At 34.5% G+C, this 16,774-nt stretch carries 16 protein-coding genes; 12 read left to right on the forward strand and 4 right to left on the reverse strand.

Going from position 1 to position 16,774, the window contains the following annotated elements; genetic code table 11:
• Positions 1–21: 21 nt before the first annotated feature.
• Positions 22–1,878, reverse strand: coding sequence for a hypothetical protein (locus TY19_RS07090; RefSeq protein ID WP_042281330.1), 1,857 nt, complete (start codon positions 1,876–1,878; stop codon positions 22–24).
• A gap of 326 nt (positions 1,879–2,204) precedes the next feature.
• On the opposite strand from TY19_RS07090, the gene TY19_RS07095 reads away from it, so the two are divergent.
• From TY19_RS07095 to TY19_RS07115, 5 genes are all read left to right on the forward strand, one after another.
• Complete coding sequence (locus TY19_RS07095) at positions 2,205–3,587, forward strand: UDP-glucose dehydrogenase family protein (protein ID WP_042281331.1); 1,383 nt, start codon at positions 2,205–2,207, stop codon at positions 3,585–3,587.
• Positions 3,584–4,468 (forward strand): polyprenyl synthetase family protein, encoded by an 885-nt coding sequence (locus TY19_RS07100; protein ID WP_042281332.1) that lies wholly within the window; start codon positions 3,584–3,586, stop codon positions 4,466–4,468. Before TY19_RS07095 ends, TY19_RS07100 begins: the two co-directional genes overlap by 4 nt.
• 170 nt (positions 4,469–4,638) lie before the next feature.
• Positions 4,639–5,292 carry a sugar transferase gene (locus TY19_RS07105; protein WP_042281334.1) on the forward strand — a complete coding sequence of 218 codons (654 nt, stop codon included), beginning with the start codon at positions 4,639–4,641 and terminating at the stop codon, positions 5,290–5,292.
• A gap of 89 nt (positions 5,293–5,381) precedes the next feature.
• A complete protein-coding gene (locus TY19_RS07110) occupies positions 5,382–5,900 on the forward strand; it encodes a hypothetical protein (RefSeq protein ID WP_052236401.1) in 519 nt (172 codons plus the stop codon).
• Positions 5,897–7,165, forward strand: coding sequence for a replication-associated recombination protein A (locus TY19_RS07115; RefSeq protein ID WP_042281335.1), 1,269 nt, complete (start codon positions 5,897–5,899; stop codon positions 7,163–7,165). Before TY19_RS07110 ends, TY19_RS07115 begins: the two co-directional genes overlap by 4 nt.
• On the opposite strand, the gene TY19_RS07120 is transcribed toward TY19_RS07115, so the two are convergent.
• Entirely contained in the window at positions 7,160–7,663 is a 504-nt protein-coding gene (locus TY19_RS07120; protein WP_052354844.1) for a hypothetical protein, read from the reverse strand. The two genes, TY19_RS07115 and TY19_RS07120, sit on opposite strands and share 6 nt — an antisense overlap.
• Positions 7,664–8,037: 374 nt before the next feature.
• Here TY19_RS07120 and folD point away from each other — a divergent pair, with 374 nt between their 5' ends.
• Positions 8,038–8,916 (forward strand): bifunctional methylenetetrahydrofolate dehydrogenase/methenyltetrahydrofolate cyclohydrolase FolD, encoded by an 879-nt coding sequence (gene folD / locus TY19_RS07125; RefSeq protein ID WP_042281336.1) that lies wholly within the window; start codon positions 8,038–8,040, stop codon positions 8,914–8,916.
• The gene (locus tag TY19_RS07130) at positions 8,913–9,986 is read left to right on the forward strand and encodes an FAD:protein FMN transferase (RefSeq protein WP_052354845.1); all 1,074 of its coding nucleotides are present in this window, start codon (positions 8,913–8,915) and stop codon (positions 9,984–9,986) included. Before folD ends, TY19_RS07130 begins: the two co-directional genes overlap by 4 nt.
• 205 nt (positions 9,987–10,191) lie before the next feature.
• Here the strand turns inward: TY19_RS07130 and TY19_RS07135 are convergent, their stop codons facing one another.
• Positions 10,192–10,446 carry a hypothetical protein gene (locus tag TY19_RS07135; RefSeq protein WP_042281337.1) on the reverse strand — a complete coding sequence of 85 codons (255 nt, stop codon included), beginning with the start codon at positions 10,444–10,446 and terminating at the stop codon, positions 10,192–10,194.
• 398 nt (positions 10,447–10,844) lie between these two features.
• On the opposite strand from TY19_RS07135, the gene TY19_RS07145 reads away from it, so the two are divergent.
• From TY19_RS07145 to TY19_RS07165, 5 genes are all read left to right on the forward strand, one after another.
• Entirely contained in the window at positions 10,845–12,209 is a 1,365-nt protein-coding gene (locus TY19_RS07145; RefSeq protein ID WP_042281339.1) for a hypothetical protein, read from the forward strand.
• A gap of 173 nt (positions 12,210–12,382) precedes the next feature.
• Positions 12,383–13,507 carry a DNA polymerase III subunit beta gene (gene dnaN / locus TY19_RS07150; RefSeq protein WP_042281340.1) on the forward strand — a complete coding sequence of 375 codons (1,125 nt, stop codon included), beginning with the start codon at positions 12,383–12,385 and terminating at the stop codon, positions 13,505–13,507.
• A gap of 8 nt (positions 13,508–13,515) precedes the next feature.
• Positions 13,516–14,595, forward strand: coding sequence for a DNA replication/repair protein RecF (recF, locus tag TY19_RS07155; protein WP_042281341.1), 1,080 nt, complete (start codon positions 13,516–13,518; stop codon positions 14,593–14,595).
• Positions 14,596–14,771: 176 nt separating this feature from the next.
• A complete protein-coding gene (gene smpB, locus TY19_RS07160; protein WP_011176252.1) occupies positions 14,772–15,233 on the forward strand; it encodes an SsrA-binding protein SmpB in 462 nt (153 codons plus the stop codon).
• A gap of 89 nt (positions 15,234–15,322) precedes the next feature.
• A complete protein-coding gene (locus TY19_RS07165; RefSeq protein WP_042281343.1) occupies positions 15,323–15,745 on the forward strand; it encodes a 23S rRNA (pseudouridine(1915)-N(3))-methyltransferase RlmH in 423 nt (140 codons plus the stop codon).
• 519 nt (positions 15,746–16,264) lie between these two features.
• On the opposite strand, the gene TY19_RS07170 is transcribed toward TY19_RS07165, so the two are convergent.
• Positions 16,265–16,774: IS5 family transposase (locus TY19_RS07170; protein WP_079979263.1), on the reverse strand; the 510-nt coding region annotated here is incomplete at its 5' end.

A 16,774-nucleotide genomic window follows, 5' to 3' on the forward strand; every position in this document is an offset into this window, starting at 1 on the left:
TTTGCTAAACTCCTAATAAATTCATTCATTCATCGGCATAACAGAAACAGCACCAAACGCGTCGTCGTCGGATGCAACAATTACATCAGGCATACCGTTTGATGGAGTACCTAATGTAGAAGTTTCAGATGAGGAAGCTGTGGGTACTGAGGAATTTTCAAGTCTATCAGCATAAGGCGTTTCTTCTTTTTTCATCAAATGCCCTAATTGTTTTTGAACAAATAATAATTGATTGTTCATTTTGATTTCTTGATCAACTTTGTGTAATAATGCATCCATTTGTTGTTCTTGTTTTGCAATAATGCTTTCATCCACATCAGGTTGATTTCGCAAATTGACTTTAACCTGTTGGAGTTCTATTTGTTTAGATTGCAGCTTTCTTTGAATATTTTGGAAACTGTCGAGTTGCCTAAATAATGCTTTAAATTCTTCAAAAAACAGATTTCTCTGTTGATTGTAATAAATTTCTGCTTCTGACGTATCCAATCCTTTATCTTTCAATTGAATAAGAGCTTGTTTACTGAATAAGTAATTAATCACAACTACTGGTAATTCAAGACCGCTCAAATCAGCTTCCCCCTTTTTCAATTCCTCAAGTAAAGTCTCAAACTTCTTTTTGTCTTGTGCTATCATCCCTTGCACTAATTCATGTTGTTCAATTTCTTTTTGAAGACTATTTATTCTAACTTCAAATGAATTCATTTCGTTCTGTTGTATTTTAATATAAGCGTTTACACCACCTTTCATTTTTTTTATTACTTCTATAGAAGTCAAATTGGCCACTGACACGTTAGCATTTAATAACCGACTTTCTTTGGATACTTCCGCCTTTTCTCGTTTAGCTCGTTTTAACGCGATTGTTCCATCTTCTCCTATTTCTCTTGTATATTTTTTCTTGAGGGATTGAGTTACATCAACTTCACCTGCCATGACACGTTCTACTCCAACCACTTTGTGAGATTCTGGATCGCGTGCATAAGTCAAATTAAAACTTGTGGTTTCAGTCTCTGTTTTTCCATCAATAGCTCCTTTTTGAATAGATCTTGAAACATGATAAACAGCTAAAAGTGCTTCATTTTCATTATTTGCATTAGAGAAAAACTCTCTTGTCAGCTTTAAATGCATTTTTTCAGGAGGATCAGTCTCAGTCTTTAATTCAACTACATAATCAACGCTAACTTTAAAAAGTCCTACCCCATGGTCATTGACATAACGTTCAACTTTATAATTAGGAATAACATTATTTCTTTCCGCTTCTTTAAGTTTTCCATCTAAACTTGATTTAATCTTAACAGTCGCATTCTCAAAACCAGCAACTTGTTTTGCCTTGGCAATTGCATCCGTTAACATCCGCTGAGGGGGAACATTAATATTTGTATTAACCCCCATATCTTCGATTTTATATGTTTCCCCTGCCTGCAAGGGAGCTGTTTGGGTAAACTCTAATTCGATATCACTTTCAACATCAGATTCAATCACTATATCAGAGTTATCAGCTCCAATCGTCCTAGAAGCATCTTCTAAATCTTGAATAGGGTCATCATCATCTACCAACGAAGAAGAGGTATCTGGCAAGTTGCCATCAATGATTCCATCTTGTGGAGTAACAAGTGGGGTAACAGCTTGATTAATTCTTGTAACCATACCCTGATCTATGGGAGCTAATGTCACACTGAAATCGCTTATTTCAAATGAGGTATCGGGTAGCCCTTGTATTTTTGGTGTCGCAACCAACGAAGTCGTTGAATCATCACCTGTCAAATCTGAAGTTCTATGTCCCCCTATTTTTCCCCCTTTGTAAACCTCTGAAGAGGGTGGCGAATTATCTGAAATAGAAGAAGTATTTCGAGAAGGAGGCTGCCAATTGGAAACAATCATATATGAACCTATTTATTCATTTCTAATTTTTATTTTATCATAATTAACTATTGGTCATCAATAAACAAGTAATAGATAAATAAAATTTAAATTTATAATAAAATAATACACAATGGGAATAAATAATGCATATTTCATGCCAAATTTGTTATTAATTTTTCTAGATGAAATTCAGAAACCTTTCACCTATTTTTTTCTTTGATCGAAAACGTATTTATTCAAAAATAAACAACTTTTAAATAAATATGTTGTTTTAAAAACTATAAGCATGCAGCAAAAACGTTAAGTCAGTATAATATTTGCTTTATTCGAAAGAAAGGACATGTATGAATCTTCTTATTATTGGCGTAGGATATGTAGGACTGGTGACGGCCACTTGTTTTTCCGAAATGGGTTATTATGTCACTTGTTTGGATATTAATAAGGAAAAAATTGAACAATTGAAACTAGGCATGATCCCTATTTATGAACCTGGGTTGGACGAAATGGTAAAACGCAACATAAAATCTAAACGTTTGACTTTTACAACCAATTACTCCTCTTCAGTCCCTCTCGCTAATATTTGCTTTATTGCTGTTGATACACCTACAACGCCACAAGGAGGAGCTGATACTTCTCAAGTCGAATGTGTTGCAAAAACGCTGGGAGAGTTTATTAATCATTATTGTATTATTGTAACGAAATCTACAGTTCCTGTTGGAACAACGCATCGAGTTTCTGCTATCATTCAAAATGCTTTAGAAAACAGAAATTGTCATGTGGAGTTTGATGTCGTTTCTAACCCTGAATTTTTAAAAGAAGGAAATGCCGTTCAAGATTTTATGAAACCTGACCGAATCATTGTAGGATCGGATCACGCTCGTTCAGCCAAAATCATGCGTGAGTTATATTCTCCTTTTATGCTTAATCATGAACGCTTACTGGAAATGGATATCTTATCGGCAGAACTAGCAAAATATGCGGCTAATGCTATGTTAGCGACACGTATTTCCTTTATGAATGAAATGGCAAGGTTATGTGAAAATGTGGGGGCGAATATTGGGTGGGTTCGTAAGGCAATGGGAGCTGACGATCGAATTGGACATAAGTTTTTATATCCTGGTGCAGGTTATGGTGGATCATGCCTGCCAAAAGATGTAAAAGCTCTAATTACTCAAGCGAAAGAATTGGGCCATCCTCTTTCTTTATTAACGGCAGTGGATGAGATTAACCAACACCAAAAACATATCATAGGACAAAAAGTTAAAAATTACTTTGCTGATCATGGAGGACTTAAAGGAAAAACCTTCGGAATTTTAGGCCTTTCATTCAAACCCGATACAGATGACATGCGAGAAGCTTCCTCTTTAACTTTAATTAAAGATCTCATTGCAGAAGAAGCTCTATTAAAAGTTTATGATCCAATCGCTATTCCGAAAGCTCAACAAATACTTTCAGCTCATACTTGCATTACATGGTGCCAAACAGAACTCGAAGTAGCTGATCAAGCAGACGGCCTAATTTTAATGACAGAGTGGAAGCAGTTTCGATTCCTCGATTTTCCACTACTTTTAAAACGCATGAAAGGAAAAGCTTTTTTTGATGGACGTAATCAATATCATCCGGAGGAAATGGCACGTAAGGGTTTCGATTATTTTAGTATTGGACGATCTGCAGCGTACGCAGAAGATCTCTCACTTCAAGTTGGAAATATAGGTGGCGATGTATGATGGATGTTGCCAATTATTTACAAACACAAAGTCAGCTTATTGAAAAACGCCTGGATCAACTCGTCTCCAAACGTCACGGCCCTCACCAAAATTTAATTGAAGCTGCTCGTTATGCTCTTTTAAGTGGCGGAAAAAGGCTACGTCCAATTTTAGCTTTGACAACTGTTCAGACACTTCATGGAGATATTCAAGAAGCTTTAACTCCTGCTTGCACATTAGAACTTATCCATACTTATTCTCTTATTCATGATGACTTACCTTGCATGGATAATGATGATTATCGAAGAGGAAAACTGACTGTTCATCGCCAATATTCAGAAGGCCACGCCGTTTTAACAGGAGACTTTCTTTTAACATACGCATTTGAACTTTTAGCGACCGATAAATATTTGACATCAGAAAAAAAAGTTAAACTTATTACTATTTTATCCAGACAAAGCGGATACGATGGAATGATTGGCGGGCAAGCCTTGGATTTAGCCAGCGAGGGACAAAAAATTAATCTTGAAACCCTTCGATTACTTCATCGTAATAAAACAGCTGCTTTGATTACAGCATCTGTTGAATTCGGAGGAATTTTAGCAAATGCAACAGAAGAACAGCTCGCTCATATCCGGGAGTTTGGTGAAAATATTGGGCTGGCTTTTCAAATCACTGATGATATCCTTGATATCACATCAAGCGAAGCCAAACATGGACGAAAAATTGGGTCTGACATCTTAAAAGATAAATCGACTTATGTATCCTTACTTGGAATAGAACAAGCCAAAGCATACGCTTTAAATTTTTATCAAAAGGCCATTAATGCTTTAAAACTCCTTCCCTATGATAATTCTTTTCTAATACATTTAGCTGACTTTATTATTCATCGTCATTATTGACTGATTTTAATCAAGTTTTTAAGTGATTTGGTATTTTTTCTGAATTTTTATAAATTGACGATTATTTTAAAATTGATACTATTATAGACCAATGAAAAATAATTATTATAGCCCTTGGTGGTTGCGAATAGGTAGTTTTTTTAGATAAATAGTATAAGGAAAATGCTTTTATGAATTCGGTAAGCTCTGCGCACTCCTATCAAATTAGACATTATCCATTTAAAAGAATTTTTGATATTACCTTTAGTATTTTTTGCTTACTACTAGGAGTGCCTATTTTTTTAACCATTGCTTTGGCTGTTTGGCTAACATCTCCTGGGAAAATCATTTATTTTCACGAGAGAATTGGCCGCGGAGGGAAGTCTTTCCGATGTTATAAATTTCGCACCATGTATCAGGACGCAGACCAGCGATTAAAAGACATTTTAAATGAAAATTCTCATCTTAAGAAAGAATGGGACAACTGCTTTAAATTAAAAAACGATCCTCGAATTACTTCTATAGGAAATTTTTTAAGAAAAACATCTCTTGATGAACTTCCTCAATTTTGGAATGTGCTAAAAGGAGATTTGAGCGTCGTAGGTCCTCGTCCAATCGTGCAAGCCGAAGTGGATAAATATTTAGGTTTAAAAGCTTATAAAATTTTATCGATTAGACCCGGATTAACAGGCCCCTGGCAAGTCTCCGGTAGAAGTGATATTAATTGTTATCAAAAACGAATTTTATTAGATGAGTATTACGTAGACCACCGCTCGATGGTTTTAGATCTAAAGTTGATTGCCAAAACCATCCCTACCATGTTATTCTCTAAAGGTGCTTATTAATTTGATCTTTGTTTTTTTTTACTCAAAAATACTTGCTACTAAGCGTTATTAACTTTAGTCTCTATATTTAGCTTTTTATAAAAACAATCATGGGTCGTCTAAGTTTATTATTTTTTTACACATTGAGCCTAACACTTATTTTACCTATTTTATTACCGCACCTTCCCCTCTTATATTTCGCTCCATTTCTAGTTATAGCCATCTATAAAAGAGAAAAGATCGATTGTTTATGGCTCGCTTTTCTTTGTGGTTTATTTGTAGATTTACTCTCTTTTCAAATGAGATTAGGATTTTACGCCTTAAATTATGTGTTAACCATCGAACTCTTATACTATTTTAAACGTCATTTTTTTGAAGATGGATTATATACCGTATCCATTTTGACAAGCTTGTTTAGTATTTTATTTGTTGTCATCCATGTCACATTGTTTTTTATGTTTGGCCATGGGCTCAAGTTAACGGGTGCTTGGGTAAAAAACGATTTAATTTGGATGCCGATTTGTGATGGCATTTATGCTCTCTTGGTTTTTAGCTTACCCTCTCTTTTTTTACCCAAAAGACAGGTTTTTAGAAGAAATAAAGTGATTTTACAAAGAGAGAACAAATGATAAAAAAAGTTCTGCCTCTCGCTGAACAGCTACGGCCTAAAAACTTAAATGATATTGTCGGACAGGACCACATTTTAGGAGAAAACGGGTTAATCACTAAAACGATTGAATCTCAAATACCCTTATCGGTTATTTTATGGGGGCCGCCAGGCTGCGGTAAAACCTCTATTGCTCGCCTTTATGCGCAAGCATTCAATATGCAATTTATTTCGATGAGCGCGATATTTAGCGGTGTGGCGGATTTAAAAAAAACGATTAAAGAAGCACAAAACCAGCCTCTTTTTCACAAAGGAACTCTTTTATTCGTTGATGAGATACATCGGTTTAATAAATCTCAACAAGATGCTTTTCTTCCTTTTGTTGAAAATGGAACGATTATTTTAATTGGAGCTACCACTGAAAATCCTTCTTTTTATTTAAATGGAGCTTTATTGTCTCGGCTCCGAGTCTTGCCGATTTATCCCTTAGATGGATTTAGTCTCGAGCAACTTTTAGAACGCTATGAAAAACAATTCGCACCATTGCCTCTAACCGCAGAAGCTCGTCATTGGTTAATTACTTGCGCGCAAGGCGATGGTCGTTACCTATATAACTTAATAGAAAATTTAAGGTATGCCTCAAAGCAAATTTTAGATATCCCTTTACTTGAAAAAATTTTGCAAAAACGCTCTCCCCTTTTTGATAAAAGTGGAGATCAACATTATAATCTCATTTCAGCATTGCATAAGTCTGTGAGGGGATCTGATCCAAATGCAGCTATTTATTGGTTCACGAGAATGTTAGAAGGTGGTGAAGAACCTCTTTTTTTAGCCAGACGTTTGATTCGCATGGCAGTTGAGGATATTGGATTGAGTGACCCGCAAGCCCTTCCCTTAGCAATTGCAGCAAAAGATGCTTATGAAATGTTAGGTTCTCCTGAAGGAGAACTTGCCCTCGCAGAAGTCGTCATTTACCTTGCTTTGGCTCCCAAAAGTAATGCAGTCTATCGCGCTTTTGGAATGGCAAAAGAAAGCGCTTCTAAAACAAGCTATTTAAACCCTCCCTTAACAATTCTCAACGCGCCAACTAAAATGATGAAAAACTTAGGTTATGGAAAAGACTATCAATATGATCCTGATTTACCAGAAGCATTTTCCGGACAAAATTATTTTCCTGATAGCTTAGAAAAGCAACATTTCTATGAGCCTGTCGAAAGAGGGTTCGAACGCGAGCTTAAAAAACGATTAGAATATTTTGAACAATTGCGACTTAAAAAGAAGTTATGAAGGTGGAGAAGTTTCATGTTCCAAAACCTTTTTGGCAGAAGATTGTTCTTTGCGAATGCAATCTATAAACATTTTACTTTTAGCTAACTGCATCTTATCTAAAAGAATTTGAATTTGATTTCCATCAGTAATGCCGTGATTTTTTAAAACTTTCGCAAAAATCTCATAAAGAGTTTCTCGATAAATTTTAATAGCAACATCCCGTTGACTAAGATCTTTAAAAGGATTCGGATCTAGTTTAGAAGCTTTTTCAGCCACAATTTTCTCTAATTCTTGCCCTTTTTGAGCCAGCTCTTCTGCAATTGCCCTAGCTTGCTGCTCCTCAATATTAGATTTAAGTAAAATTTTTCTGACAAGGATCTGAGGAAAATAAGCCATCAACTCCTGCTTAGTACATACTGGTGACTCGACATCTAAATCCGCATGCTCGGTAGCACCAATGAGCTGAAAGCAACTTAACGCAATTGTACAGTAGACATACGAAATAATTTGCTTCATGTTAACTCTCCTTACATTCAATCTTTAGAATTTCATTGATAGGTGCCTTATTTAAAGCGCTTTCGTTGATGCTCGCTTGTCTTATTTGTATCAGGTGGCTTATTTTTTCCCATTGTGGTTTTTTTACATTAAATTGACTAGAAAATTACAACATTCAATATAAAATTTTGGAATTCAAACAAATTTATGAAGAATTTCTAGAAAATTTTGAATATCTATAATCTCTAAATGACTCAATTATTTTAAGCAAGTAAAACAAAAATTTTAATTATTTTTTCACGAAATAAATAAAGCATTAAAATTTAACTTCGACTCTTTTGAGGTTAATAAAAACTTGCTATAATAATCTACTTGAAATGAAATGAGGAAATGAAATGATTATTGATGGAAAGCGAATAGCAGAAGAAATTCAACTGGAAATCAAAGAACTCATCCAACAATCTCTCTGTCGCCCTCCTTGCTTAGCTGTTTTAATTGTGGGTAGCCATCCTGCCTCTCAAATCTATGTCAATCGTAAAACTGCAGCTTGTAAAGCGGTTGGTATTGCTTCTATTAAGTGTGAATTACCTTTCACGATTTCTGAAGAAGAATTAATTCGAGAAGTCGAAAAGCTCAACATTGATCCCCAAATTGATGGAATTCTTGTTCAGCTTCCTCTACCTCCTCACATCAACTCTAATCGGGTTAATTACCATATTGATCCTCAAAAAGATGTCGATGGTTTTCATCCTCTCAATGTTGGAAAAATGCTGATTGGCGAATTAGATGGTTTTTTACCCTGCACTCCTTTCGGCATTAAAATATTGTTAGAACGCACTGGCATTGAAGTTTGTGGGAAACATGTTCTGATTATTGGACGAAGCAATATTGTGGGTAAACCAATGGCAGCTTTGTTAATGCAATCATATCCTGGAGGAAATGCAACCGTTACAGTAGCTCATCGATATACCAAAAATCTCAAAGAACTCTGTTTACAAGCGGACCTTATTATCGTAGCCATAGGCCAACCTAAATTGATTACAGCAGATATGGTCAAAGAGGGGGTCATTATTGTCGATGTAGGTATCAATAAAATTCATGATTCTTCCCAAAAAAATGGTTACCAAATTGTAGGAGATGTCGATTTTGTTAATGTAGCTCCCAAGTGTGCTTTTATCACACCTGTACCCGGAGGTGTAGGACCAATGACAATCGCTATGCTTTTATATAATACTCTATTAAGCTATTCGAAATCGCAGAATTTAAACTTGTGAATACAATCCATTTATTTAATTATATTCGCTCTTTGCAAACTTTTACTGCCAAATTTCGCTCTTTATTTATGCTTATTTGGATGAGTTTTAGTTTTCTTTTGATGGAAGGTTGTCAAACTTCTCAATCTGAAGTTGTAACCACTTTTCAAGATGTCGTCATGACAGTACAATACCGTATCCTAGTGGGGAATTCCATCTCAGAGATAGACAAAATTCGTATTCAAACGATCATCGATTCGACATTTGAAGAAATTGATACCATCTACAATAAATGGAATCCCCAATCTGAAATTTCTCGGTTGAATTCTTTAAAAGCCTATCAAACAATTCCCCTTTCTCCTCAATTATTTCAATTATTTAAACAAATTGATGCACTGGTAATTTTATCCGAAGGGCTTTTTGATCCAACGATAGAGCCGTTGCAAAAACTTTGGAAGGAAAAACTACACTCTCAACAGCTTCCCTCTCCAGATGAAATAGCTCTCATTAAACCCTCTATTGGGTGGGATAAGATTCATTTTGAAAAAGGACTCTTTTTTAAAGAAAATTCTTTGACAGAACTTGACCTAGGAGGAATTGCTAAAGGTTTTGCTATCGATTTGTTAATTTCTCGCTTAAATGAAGCTGGATTTCCCAATCTTTATGTAGAATGGGGAGGAGACATTCGGACATCAGGCCGCCATCCTGCAAAAAGGCCCTGGAATATTTATATCAGTCATTTCGATAGTACCGACCCTAAAGATGCGATTGCCTTTTTATCCCTCAATAATCAAGCAATTGCCACGAGCGGAGATTATTTCCAATACTGGACAGTCATAAGTAACAACGAATTACAAACTTACTGTCATATTTTTAATCCTTTAACACTCTCCCCATTAAAAATTCGTACAGGGTCTATTGCTAGCGCCAGTTTAGTTGCAAACGATTGTTTAACTGCAGATGCACTCGCAAAAGTCATGATGTTATTTGATTCTAAAGAAGAAGCAGAACAATGGGTAAAAAAAATGCAATCGCAAATTCCTTCCTTAGCTTATTGGATGTTAATTCGAGCCTCTTTTAATCCCGAATAAAATCTTTAAATTCTGGGTAACGATGTATGTTAAAAAAGAATTATAAACTTCAATTTTCAAAAGCCATTTTCAACTTTTCAGTAAAAACATTGAGTAGAGAGAAGCTCTAAGTTACAGGCTCAACAAAGTCTGTAATTATTTATTCTTTGAAAGTTATGGTTAAGCCATACTCGCAGTTTAAGTAACAATTTTTCGTCGATTTAGATTAACTAGAGTGACGATGACTTAAAACTTCTAAAAGGGATTCATAACCTTTAGTAAATTGCTGGCGAAAAACACGTTGATCTGCATAAATATGAGAACGTAATTTTTTTGCATACACTTCAAAAGGTTCCCATTCTGATTCTGATTGATGAGATTCTTCTAAACTATCTAAAATAAACTCTGCCAATTGATCAATTTCGTCGTATTGCCTCTTGGAAGAAACAGGTTTTTGATTATCGTGATTTGGATGGTTCATTTTTGTTCTCATTTATTTCATTTAAGCTATTTAAAAACAGAAATAAAGCCTCTTGCCTTACTTCACTTTTCTCTTAAGATCGCATTCTTTCCAAATATTTATGCAATCTTAATATTAGTCTCCCCTATTTCAAAAAAAATTTTTTGCTTAATTTTATTATTATTTCATCTATAAATTAAAAACAAAATTCAATGCAATTATTTTTTTTATTTATTTTTAAACCTTTATAATTTGATTAAAAATCCTTAATAGCGATAAAGTATACGTAACATGCAATTTATTTTTTGTTCCATCTTTTCAAATCAATAATTTCAATCAATAATCTTGTGATTCATGGGAATGAAATTTTTAAACATCCCCCGAAACTTCAGTAATTTTTTGTTAAAATAGGTGTGCCAATGAATATGCCTCCAATAGGGCGTAAAACTAAAATTGTGTTAAGTGATTATCCTTACAAAAGAGATATCGAAAATCGTTTATTACTTTCACATTTAAGTATTCTAGAAGTCAAAATCTTGCAAGAAATTCTTCACTCTTCCCTGAAGATCTCTATTAAAGAGTTAGCAGAAGAATTAGAAATTTCTTCACCTATACTGATTTCGCACCTAGATAAACTTAGTGCAACGAAATTGTTCAAACGAAATGAGTTGACTTTAATTGTTGATAAAGAAGTGCGAAAGTATTTTGAAATTCAATTAGAAAAATTTGAAGAAGATTTTGAACCTAATCTAGAATTTTTGCAAAGCCTTCTTAATAAAGTTCCTATTCACGTTCTTCCTGTTTGGTATGCTATTCCTAGAAGTTCAGATCATATCTTTTCTTCTATTATTGAAAAATACTTTCAAACACCCAAAATGTATCGAGAATATTTAGGAGATCTTCAATTTGAAGATCCTATTTTAAAAGAAATAATGAAAGATGTTTACGAAGCGCCAGATTTTACTATAACTGCAGTCGCTCTTATTGATAAATATAAGCTCTCTAGAGAAAAATTCGAAGAGAACCTTTTACTACTCGAATACTACTTTGTGTGTTGTTTAAGATATAAAAAAGTTGGTGAATACTGGGAAGAAATTGTTACTCCTTTTCATGAATACCATGAATACCTTCTCGTTAAAGCTCAGAATACGCCAAAAGCAATCGCTGATAAGTCAACAATTCAACCTACACTTTCTACAGAATTTGGATATATCAGAGAAGTTGAAACTATTCTTTCTAATTGTAAAAGTAAAAAAGAACTACATCTTTTATCAATGAATTATTTATCTAATTCAACAGAATTTAAATCATTAATTGATAAACTCGTTTATTTTGGTTTCCTAAAAAAAATTCAAGATATGGTGGTTGCAACTGAAAAAGGAATGCTATGGTTAAAAAGACCTCCCATTGCGCAAATGACTTCACTTGCTTGGGATTGGTTAAGCGAACCTTTCGAAGCAGACGATTTATCAATTTATTGGAATCCACGTAATTTTCGTTTAATTGAAAAATATCTCAAGCTATTCAAATATCATGATTGGGTTTATTTGGAAGATTTCATTAAAAGTTTTATGGGCCCTATGGGAGATCGCGGACCTATCAATCTTGTTAACAAAGGAAAAAAATGGAAATATGCTCTTCCCGTTTACCAATCGGAAGAGCTTAATTTTATTCGGGAAGTGATTACCAAAACTCTTTTCCAACTAGGGATTGTTTCAACAGGAATACATCAAAATCAAGTCTGTTTTACTGTCACTGCATTTGGACATCAGTTTATCCACTAAAAACTAACCACAATTAACTTTTTGCGTATGTAGCTAACAAAAAATTTAATTTTGAAATTAGCACATACGTAAATTGCGCTATTAGGATGGAAGGGAAAAAGATCCTTGACACAGAGCAAGTAATCTCGTATCTTCAGTCACCAAACTTATCAGAAATAAAGAGGATTGAGATTATGAAATTTGTTATCTCCACTCAAGAACTTAACTATCTCATTAGCAAAATCCTAAATGTTGTTGCTCAAAAACCAACAATTCCTATTCTATCTAATTTTCTTATCGAAGCTTATAATGATGAATTAATTTTAACTGCTACTGACTTGACAGTGGGCATTCACTGTCACACTGAAGCTAAAATTCTCGAAGAAGGATCTACGACACTTCCAGCTAAGCGTCTTTCTCAATTAGTTCGAGAATTAACAGCAGTCAATGTAGAGATCTCTACTAATACCAATGAAATTACAACCATTATCGCTGGTAGCTCACGTTTCAAATTAAATGGCATGAGTAAAACAGACTATCCATCACTCCCCGATCTTTCTCAATCTCATACATTTGAGATGAAACAAAGTGAATTAAAAGATTTGCTTTATCGTACCTCTTTTGCTGTTTCAAAAGAAGATAATCGCTATGTGTTAACCGGTGTCTTTATACAAATTGCTAATGGAAGTATCACTTTCATTGGAACAGACGGAAAGCGATTAGCTCGAGCAAGAGGCGTCATAGTTAATGATCCCTCTTTCAGCGGGCAAGCCATTATTCCAATTAAAGCAGTAGACGAAATTCTTAAAAATTTAACAGATGAGGGAGAAGTTAAAATTTCATTAATGGCAGATAAAGTGGCTATTGAAGCCAATCAAATGCGAATTTTAACCAAGCTCCTGTCGGGTGATTATCCTGATGTCAACCGAGTGATTCCAGAAAAATCAGAAATTATTGTCACCCTTCATCGAGAAGAGTTGTCAAGCTTACTTCGACAAATTTCTCTTTTTACAGCAGACCATAATCACTCTGTTCGATTTACTTTTATTCCGGGAGAATTGAAACTAACAGCAAACACAATGGACATTGGAGAAGGTAATGTCAGCATGCCCGTCAATTATGATGGTCCGAAGCTCGAAATAGCCTTTAATCCAGGTTTTTTTATTGATATCTTAAGACATTGCAAAGGAGAAACAGTCATCATGGGACTCACAGATGCCTACAATCCTGGTATCATTACAGACAGCGCAGAATTAGCGAATTCATTAGACGCTTCTCCTCTTTTTGTAATTATGCCGATGCGCTTGTCAGAAGATTAAATAGAATTATGACCCTTCGCTCTCTGTACTTGCAACATTTTCGCAATTATGAAGAAGCTTATTTGGAATTTAGTCCTCAATTCAATTTAATTTGTGGGCCCAATGCTAAAGGTAAAACAACTCTTTTAGAAGCTATCCATTGCTTAATGATTGGGCGTTCTTTTAGAACTTCTCATTATCCTGATTTAATTCAGCAACAATTTGAATCTTTTTTCTTAGAAGCTCAATTTTACAAACATGGAATCGAGCAAACACTTAAATTTGGCTTTCATACTACAGATCGTAAAATCATTTATAACAGTACCCCTTTAGCCACACTATCAAATTTGTTAGGCCTCATTCCAGGGGTTATCATCACTCCTGATGATGTTCAATTAGTCAAAGGTTCCCCTCAGCTAAGACGTCAATTTTTAGATATTCAAATTGCACAAGTCGACCCTCTTTATGTTCACCATTTGAATCGTTATGGACGAGCTCTCAAGCAACGCAATCATCTCCTTAAAATGAAACAACAAATATCGATTGATAGCTGGGAACAAGAAATGACACATTCAGCGGCTTATTTAATTCAACAAAGGTACCAAACAATTACTCATTTACAAAACCTTGCTCAAAAGTATTATCATTTATTGTCAGGGGAAAATGACCTTTTAACGCTTGAATATCGATCGATCGCAAATAGCAATTTGTCAATCGATGAAATTAAAAAGCTTCTTGTTAAACAACTCTGCAAAAATAGGCAAAGAGAGATGCAGATTGGCTATACTTTGAGTGGCCCTCATAAAGATGACTTATTTGTCGCGATTGGAGGGCGAGATATTCGTTATTTTGCAAGTGAAGGACAACAAAGGAGCTGCGTGAATGCTTTGCATTTCGCAGAGTGGAATCGATTACATCAAAGAGGAGATGGCGATTTCCCTTTATTTATGATTGATGATATAGGAATGAGTTTAGATTCAAATAGAAAAGACAGATTGGTTGAACAATTGCAATCTGTTGGACAGGTTTTTTTAACCACAACTGACCCTAAATTTCTCGATCATATAGGTGCCGATAAAAAAATTTTTACCCTCCCTTTTTATAACTAAATATCAGAAATAACATTCGGTTTAATTCCTTAACAATGGCTGAACTTAAAAGAATAGCTTACTATCAAAAAAATCGTGTGACTTATATCTTTAATTCTTTAAAATTTACTTCTATATTTAACTTTGCTTATGCAGAAACGACTATAACTTCATTTAACACCCGATGATTAACTAATATGAAAGATAAACACAGTGACCTGGTTTCAAACAGACGGGCCACTCATGATTATGAAATTTTAGAAACATTTGAAACTGGTATTGTTTTACAAGGGACAGAAATTAAATCTATTCGAGATCATGGAGCAACTTTGCAAGATGCCTATGTAAAAGTAATTCACAATGAACTTTGGCTTATTGGATGTAACATTGCTCATTATCGTTTTGGCAACATTCATAACCATGAAGAAAAAAGAGATCGCAAACTGCTCATGCACAAAAGAGAGATCAAAAAATGTAAAGGAGCCATACAAGAAAAAGGCCTTGCATTAATCCCCTTAGCTTTATATCTCAAACAGGGGCGCATTAAAGTTCGCATAGCTATTGCAAAAGGAAAAAAATCTTTCGATAAACGTGCCGATCTTAAAGAACGAGATGACAAACGTCAAATGCAACAAGCCCTTAAACAACAACAGTACTAAACTAAATTTGGTCTGTATTTATCTAGAATTTTTTTTTATTTTTTAGGAAATATAGGAAAAATGAATTCAACGCCAAATAATGGAAGTTTATGCTTAAACTACGAATTTTATCCGTAGGAAAAACAAAAGAAAAATGGCTAGAAGATGCTTTTAATGAATATCAAAAAAGACTGAAAGCAAATTTACAAATCGAATGTCTGTGGGCTAAAGATTCTTACCAACTGCTTGAATGGACTCAAAAAGAATCTCTGATCATTTGTTTAGATCCTACTGGACGTTTATTGACAAGTGAAGCATTTGCTACTTTTCTCAGTAAATGTTGGGAACAAGGAGGATCGCGATTGACAATTGTGATAGGTGGTGCAGAGGGTTTACCTTTAGAGTTGAAACAACATTCTATACTCATTAGTCTATCTCTTTTAACATTTACCCATCAAATTACTCGACTTATTTTAATTGAGCAAATTTATCGAGCCACAGAGATTCTTAAAAATTCACAATATCATAAATAATTATAACGAAATTGAATCATTTATAATGATTCTTTAGATTTTATTAAAATTTAAAACTTTTGATGCTAAATTTATTCTTAAAAATCAATTAAATTAATTAAGTTAATATATTTTAATTGTCATTTTTTATCAAAAACAGTTCAACAAATTTTCTAATCTTCGACAAAATCCAAGATGGGTAGAAAAGCTAATGGCTATTCAAAAACTTATCTTAAATAAGAAGATTTAACAAAGGAAGTTTCAAATATTATTATTAAAGCTGCTAATCTGAATTGGCAGAGGGAAAGAGTTGTAGAAAAATTCCCAAATATCTGGCCATGAAGTATTTAAAGTGTGTCGACATCATTTGAAATACCTAAAAAAAATTTATCAATTATTGAGAATTTATTTTAACACGTGACAGCAATCTCGCAAATGTCTATGGAATTATTCATACGATTAGCTCCGATTGTTGAACGGAGAAACAAGGAAATGAAATAGTAAAAAATGCTTTAAATGTCGCTTTACTAGATAGTGTAGTCACGAGACTTCTGCCCATATAGCAATATATCTAATATGGACTGCAGCCAAGAATGAGGCTGTGTTCTTTGCATAACGGGTCGCTATTCCTCTCCAGCGCTTCAAATGTAAAAATGCATTTTCCACCAAATGCCTTAACTTATAGAGATCTTTATCGTATTCTCGACCAGTTATGCGATTCTTTCGTGGAGGAATCACCACTTGCATTCCCTGACTTATAGCTTGCTCAACGATTGCGTCGCTATCATATCCTTTGTCTGCCAGTAACCGCTCAGCTGTAAGACCAGCGATCAAATTGCTTGCTTGAGTACAATCTGCTGTTGTGCCTTCTGTAATTTTGTATTGAGCCCCTTTTGTACGACTCATGCTCTGATTACCGCCTTTAGCTCCCGCTGCATGAGGATGCACTTGACAATGCGAAGCATCTATCACAAGCCATTCATAATCTAGATCGTCAATCAGCACCTCAAGCAACCTTTCCCAGACTCTCTGATTGCGCCATCGGATAAA

The sequence above is a fragment of the Candidatus Protochlamydia sp. R18 genome (genome assembly GCF_000648255.1).
GTDB classification, from domain to species: Bacteria; Chlamydiota; Chlamydiia; order Chlamydiales; family Parachlamydiaceae; genus Protochlamydia; species Protochlamydia amoebophila.

Excerpts from the sequence above, each read along its gene's own strand:
- TY19_RS07090 (WP_042281330.1), bottom strand. The coding sequence starts at position 1,878 with ATGATTGTTTCCAATTGGCAGCCTCCTTCTCGAAATACTTCTTCTATT.
- TY19_RS07095 (WP_042281331.1), top strand. The coding sequence starts at position 2,205 with ATGAATCTTCTTATTATTGGCGTAGGATATGTAGGACTGGTGACGGCC.
- TY19_RS07100 (WP_042281332.1), top strand. The coding sequence starts at position 3,584 with ATGATGGATGTTGCCAATTATTTACAAACACAAAGTCAGCTTATTGAA.
- TY19_RS07105 (WP_042281334.1), top strand. The coding sequence starts at position 4,639 with ATGAATTCGGTAAGCTCTGCGCACTCCTATCAAATTAGACATTATCCA.
- TY19_RS07110 (WP_052236401.1), top strand. The coding sequence starts at position 5,382 with ATGGGTCGTCTAAGTTTATTATTTTTTTACACATTGAGCCTAACACTT.
- TY19_RS07115 (WP_042281335.1), top strand. The coding sequence starts at position 5,897 with ATGATAAAAAAAGTTCTGCCTCTCGCTGAACAGCTACGGCCTAAAAAC.
- TY19_RS07120 (WP_052354844.1), bottom strand. The coding sequence starts at position 7,663 with ATGAAGCAAATTATTTCGTATGTCTACTGTACAATTGCGTTAAGTTGC.
- folD (WP_042281336.1), top strand. The coding sequence starts at position 8,038 with ATGATTATTGATGGAAAGCGAATAGCAGAAGAAATTCAACTGGAAATC.
- TY19_RS07135 (WP_042281337.1), bottom strand. The coding sequence starts at position 10,446 with ATGAACCATCCAAATCACGATAATCAAAAACCTGTTTCTTCCAAGAGG.
- TY19_RS07145 (WP_042281339.1), top strand. The coding sequence starts at position 10,845 with ATGAATATGCCTCCAATAGGGCGTAAAACTAAAATTGTGTTAAGTGAT.
- dnaN (WP_042281340.1), top strand. The coding sequence starts at position 12,383 with ATGAAATTTGTTATCTCCACTCAAGAACTTAACTATCTCATTAGCAAA.
- recF (WP_042281341.1), top strand. The coding sequence starts at position 13,516 with ATGACCCTTCGCTCTCTGTACTTGCAACATTTTCGCAATTATGAAGAA.
- smpB (WP_011176252.1), top strand. The coding sequence starts at position 14,772 with ATGAAAGATAAACACAGTGACCTGGTTTCAAACAGACGGGCCACTCAT.
- TY19_RS07165 (WP_042281343.1), top strand. The coding sequence starts at position 15,323 with ATGCTTAAACTACGAATTTTATCCGTAGGAAAAACAAAAGAAAAATGG.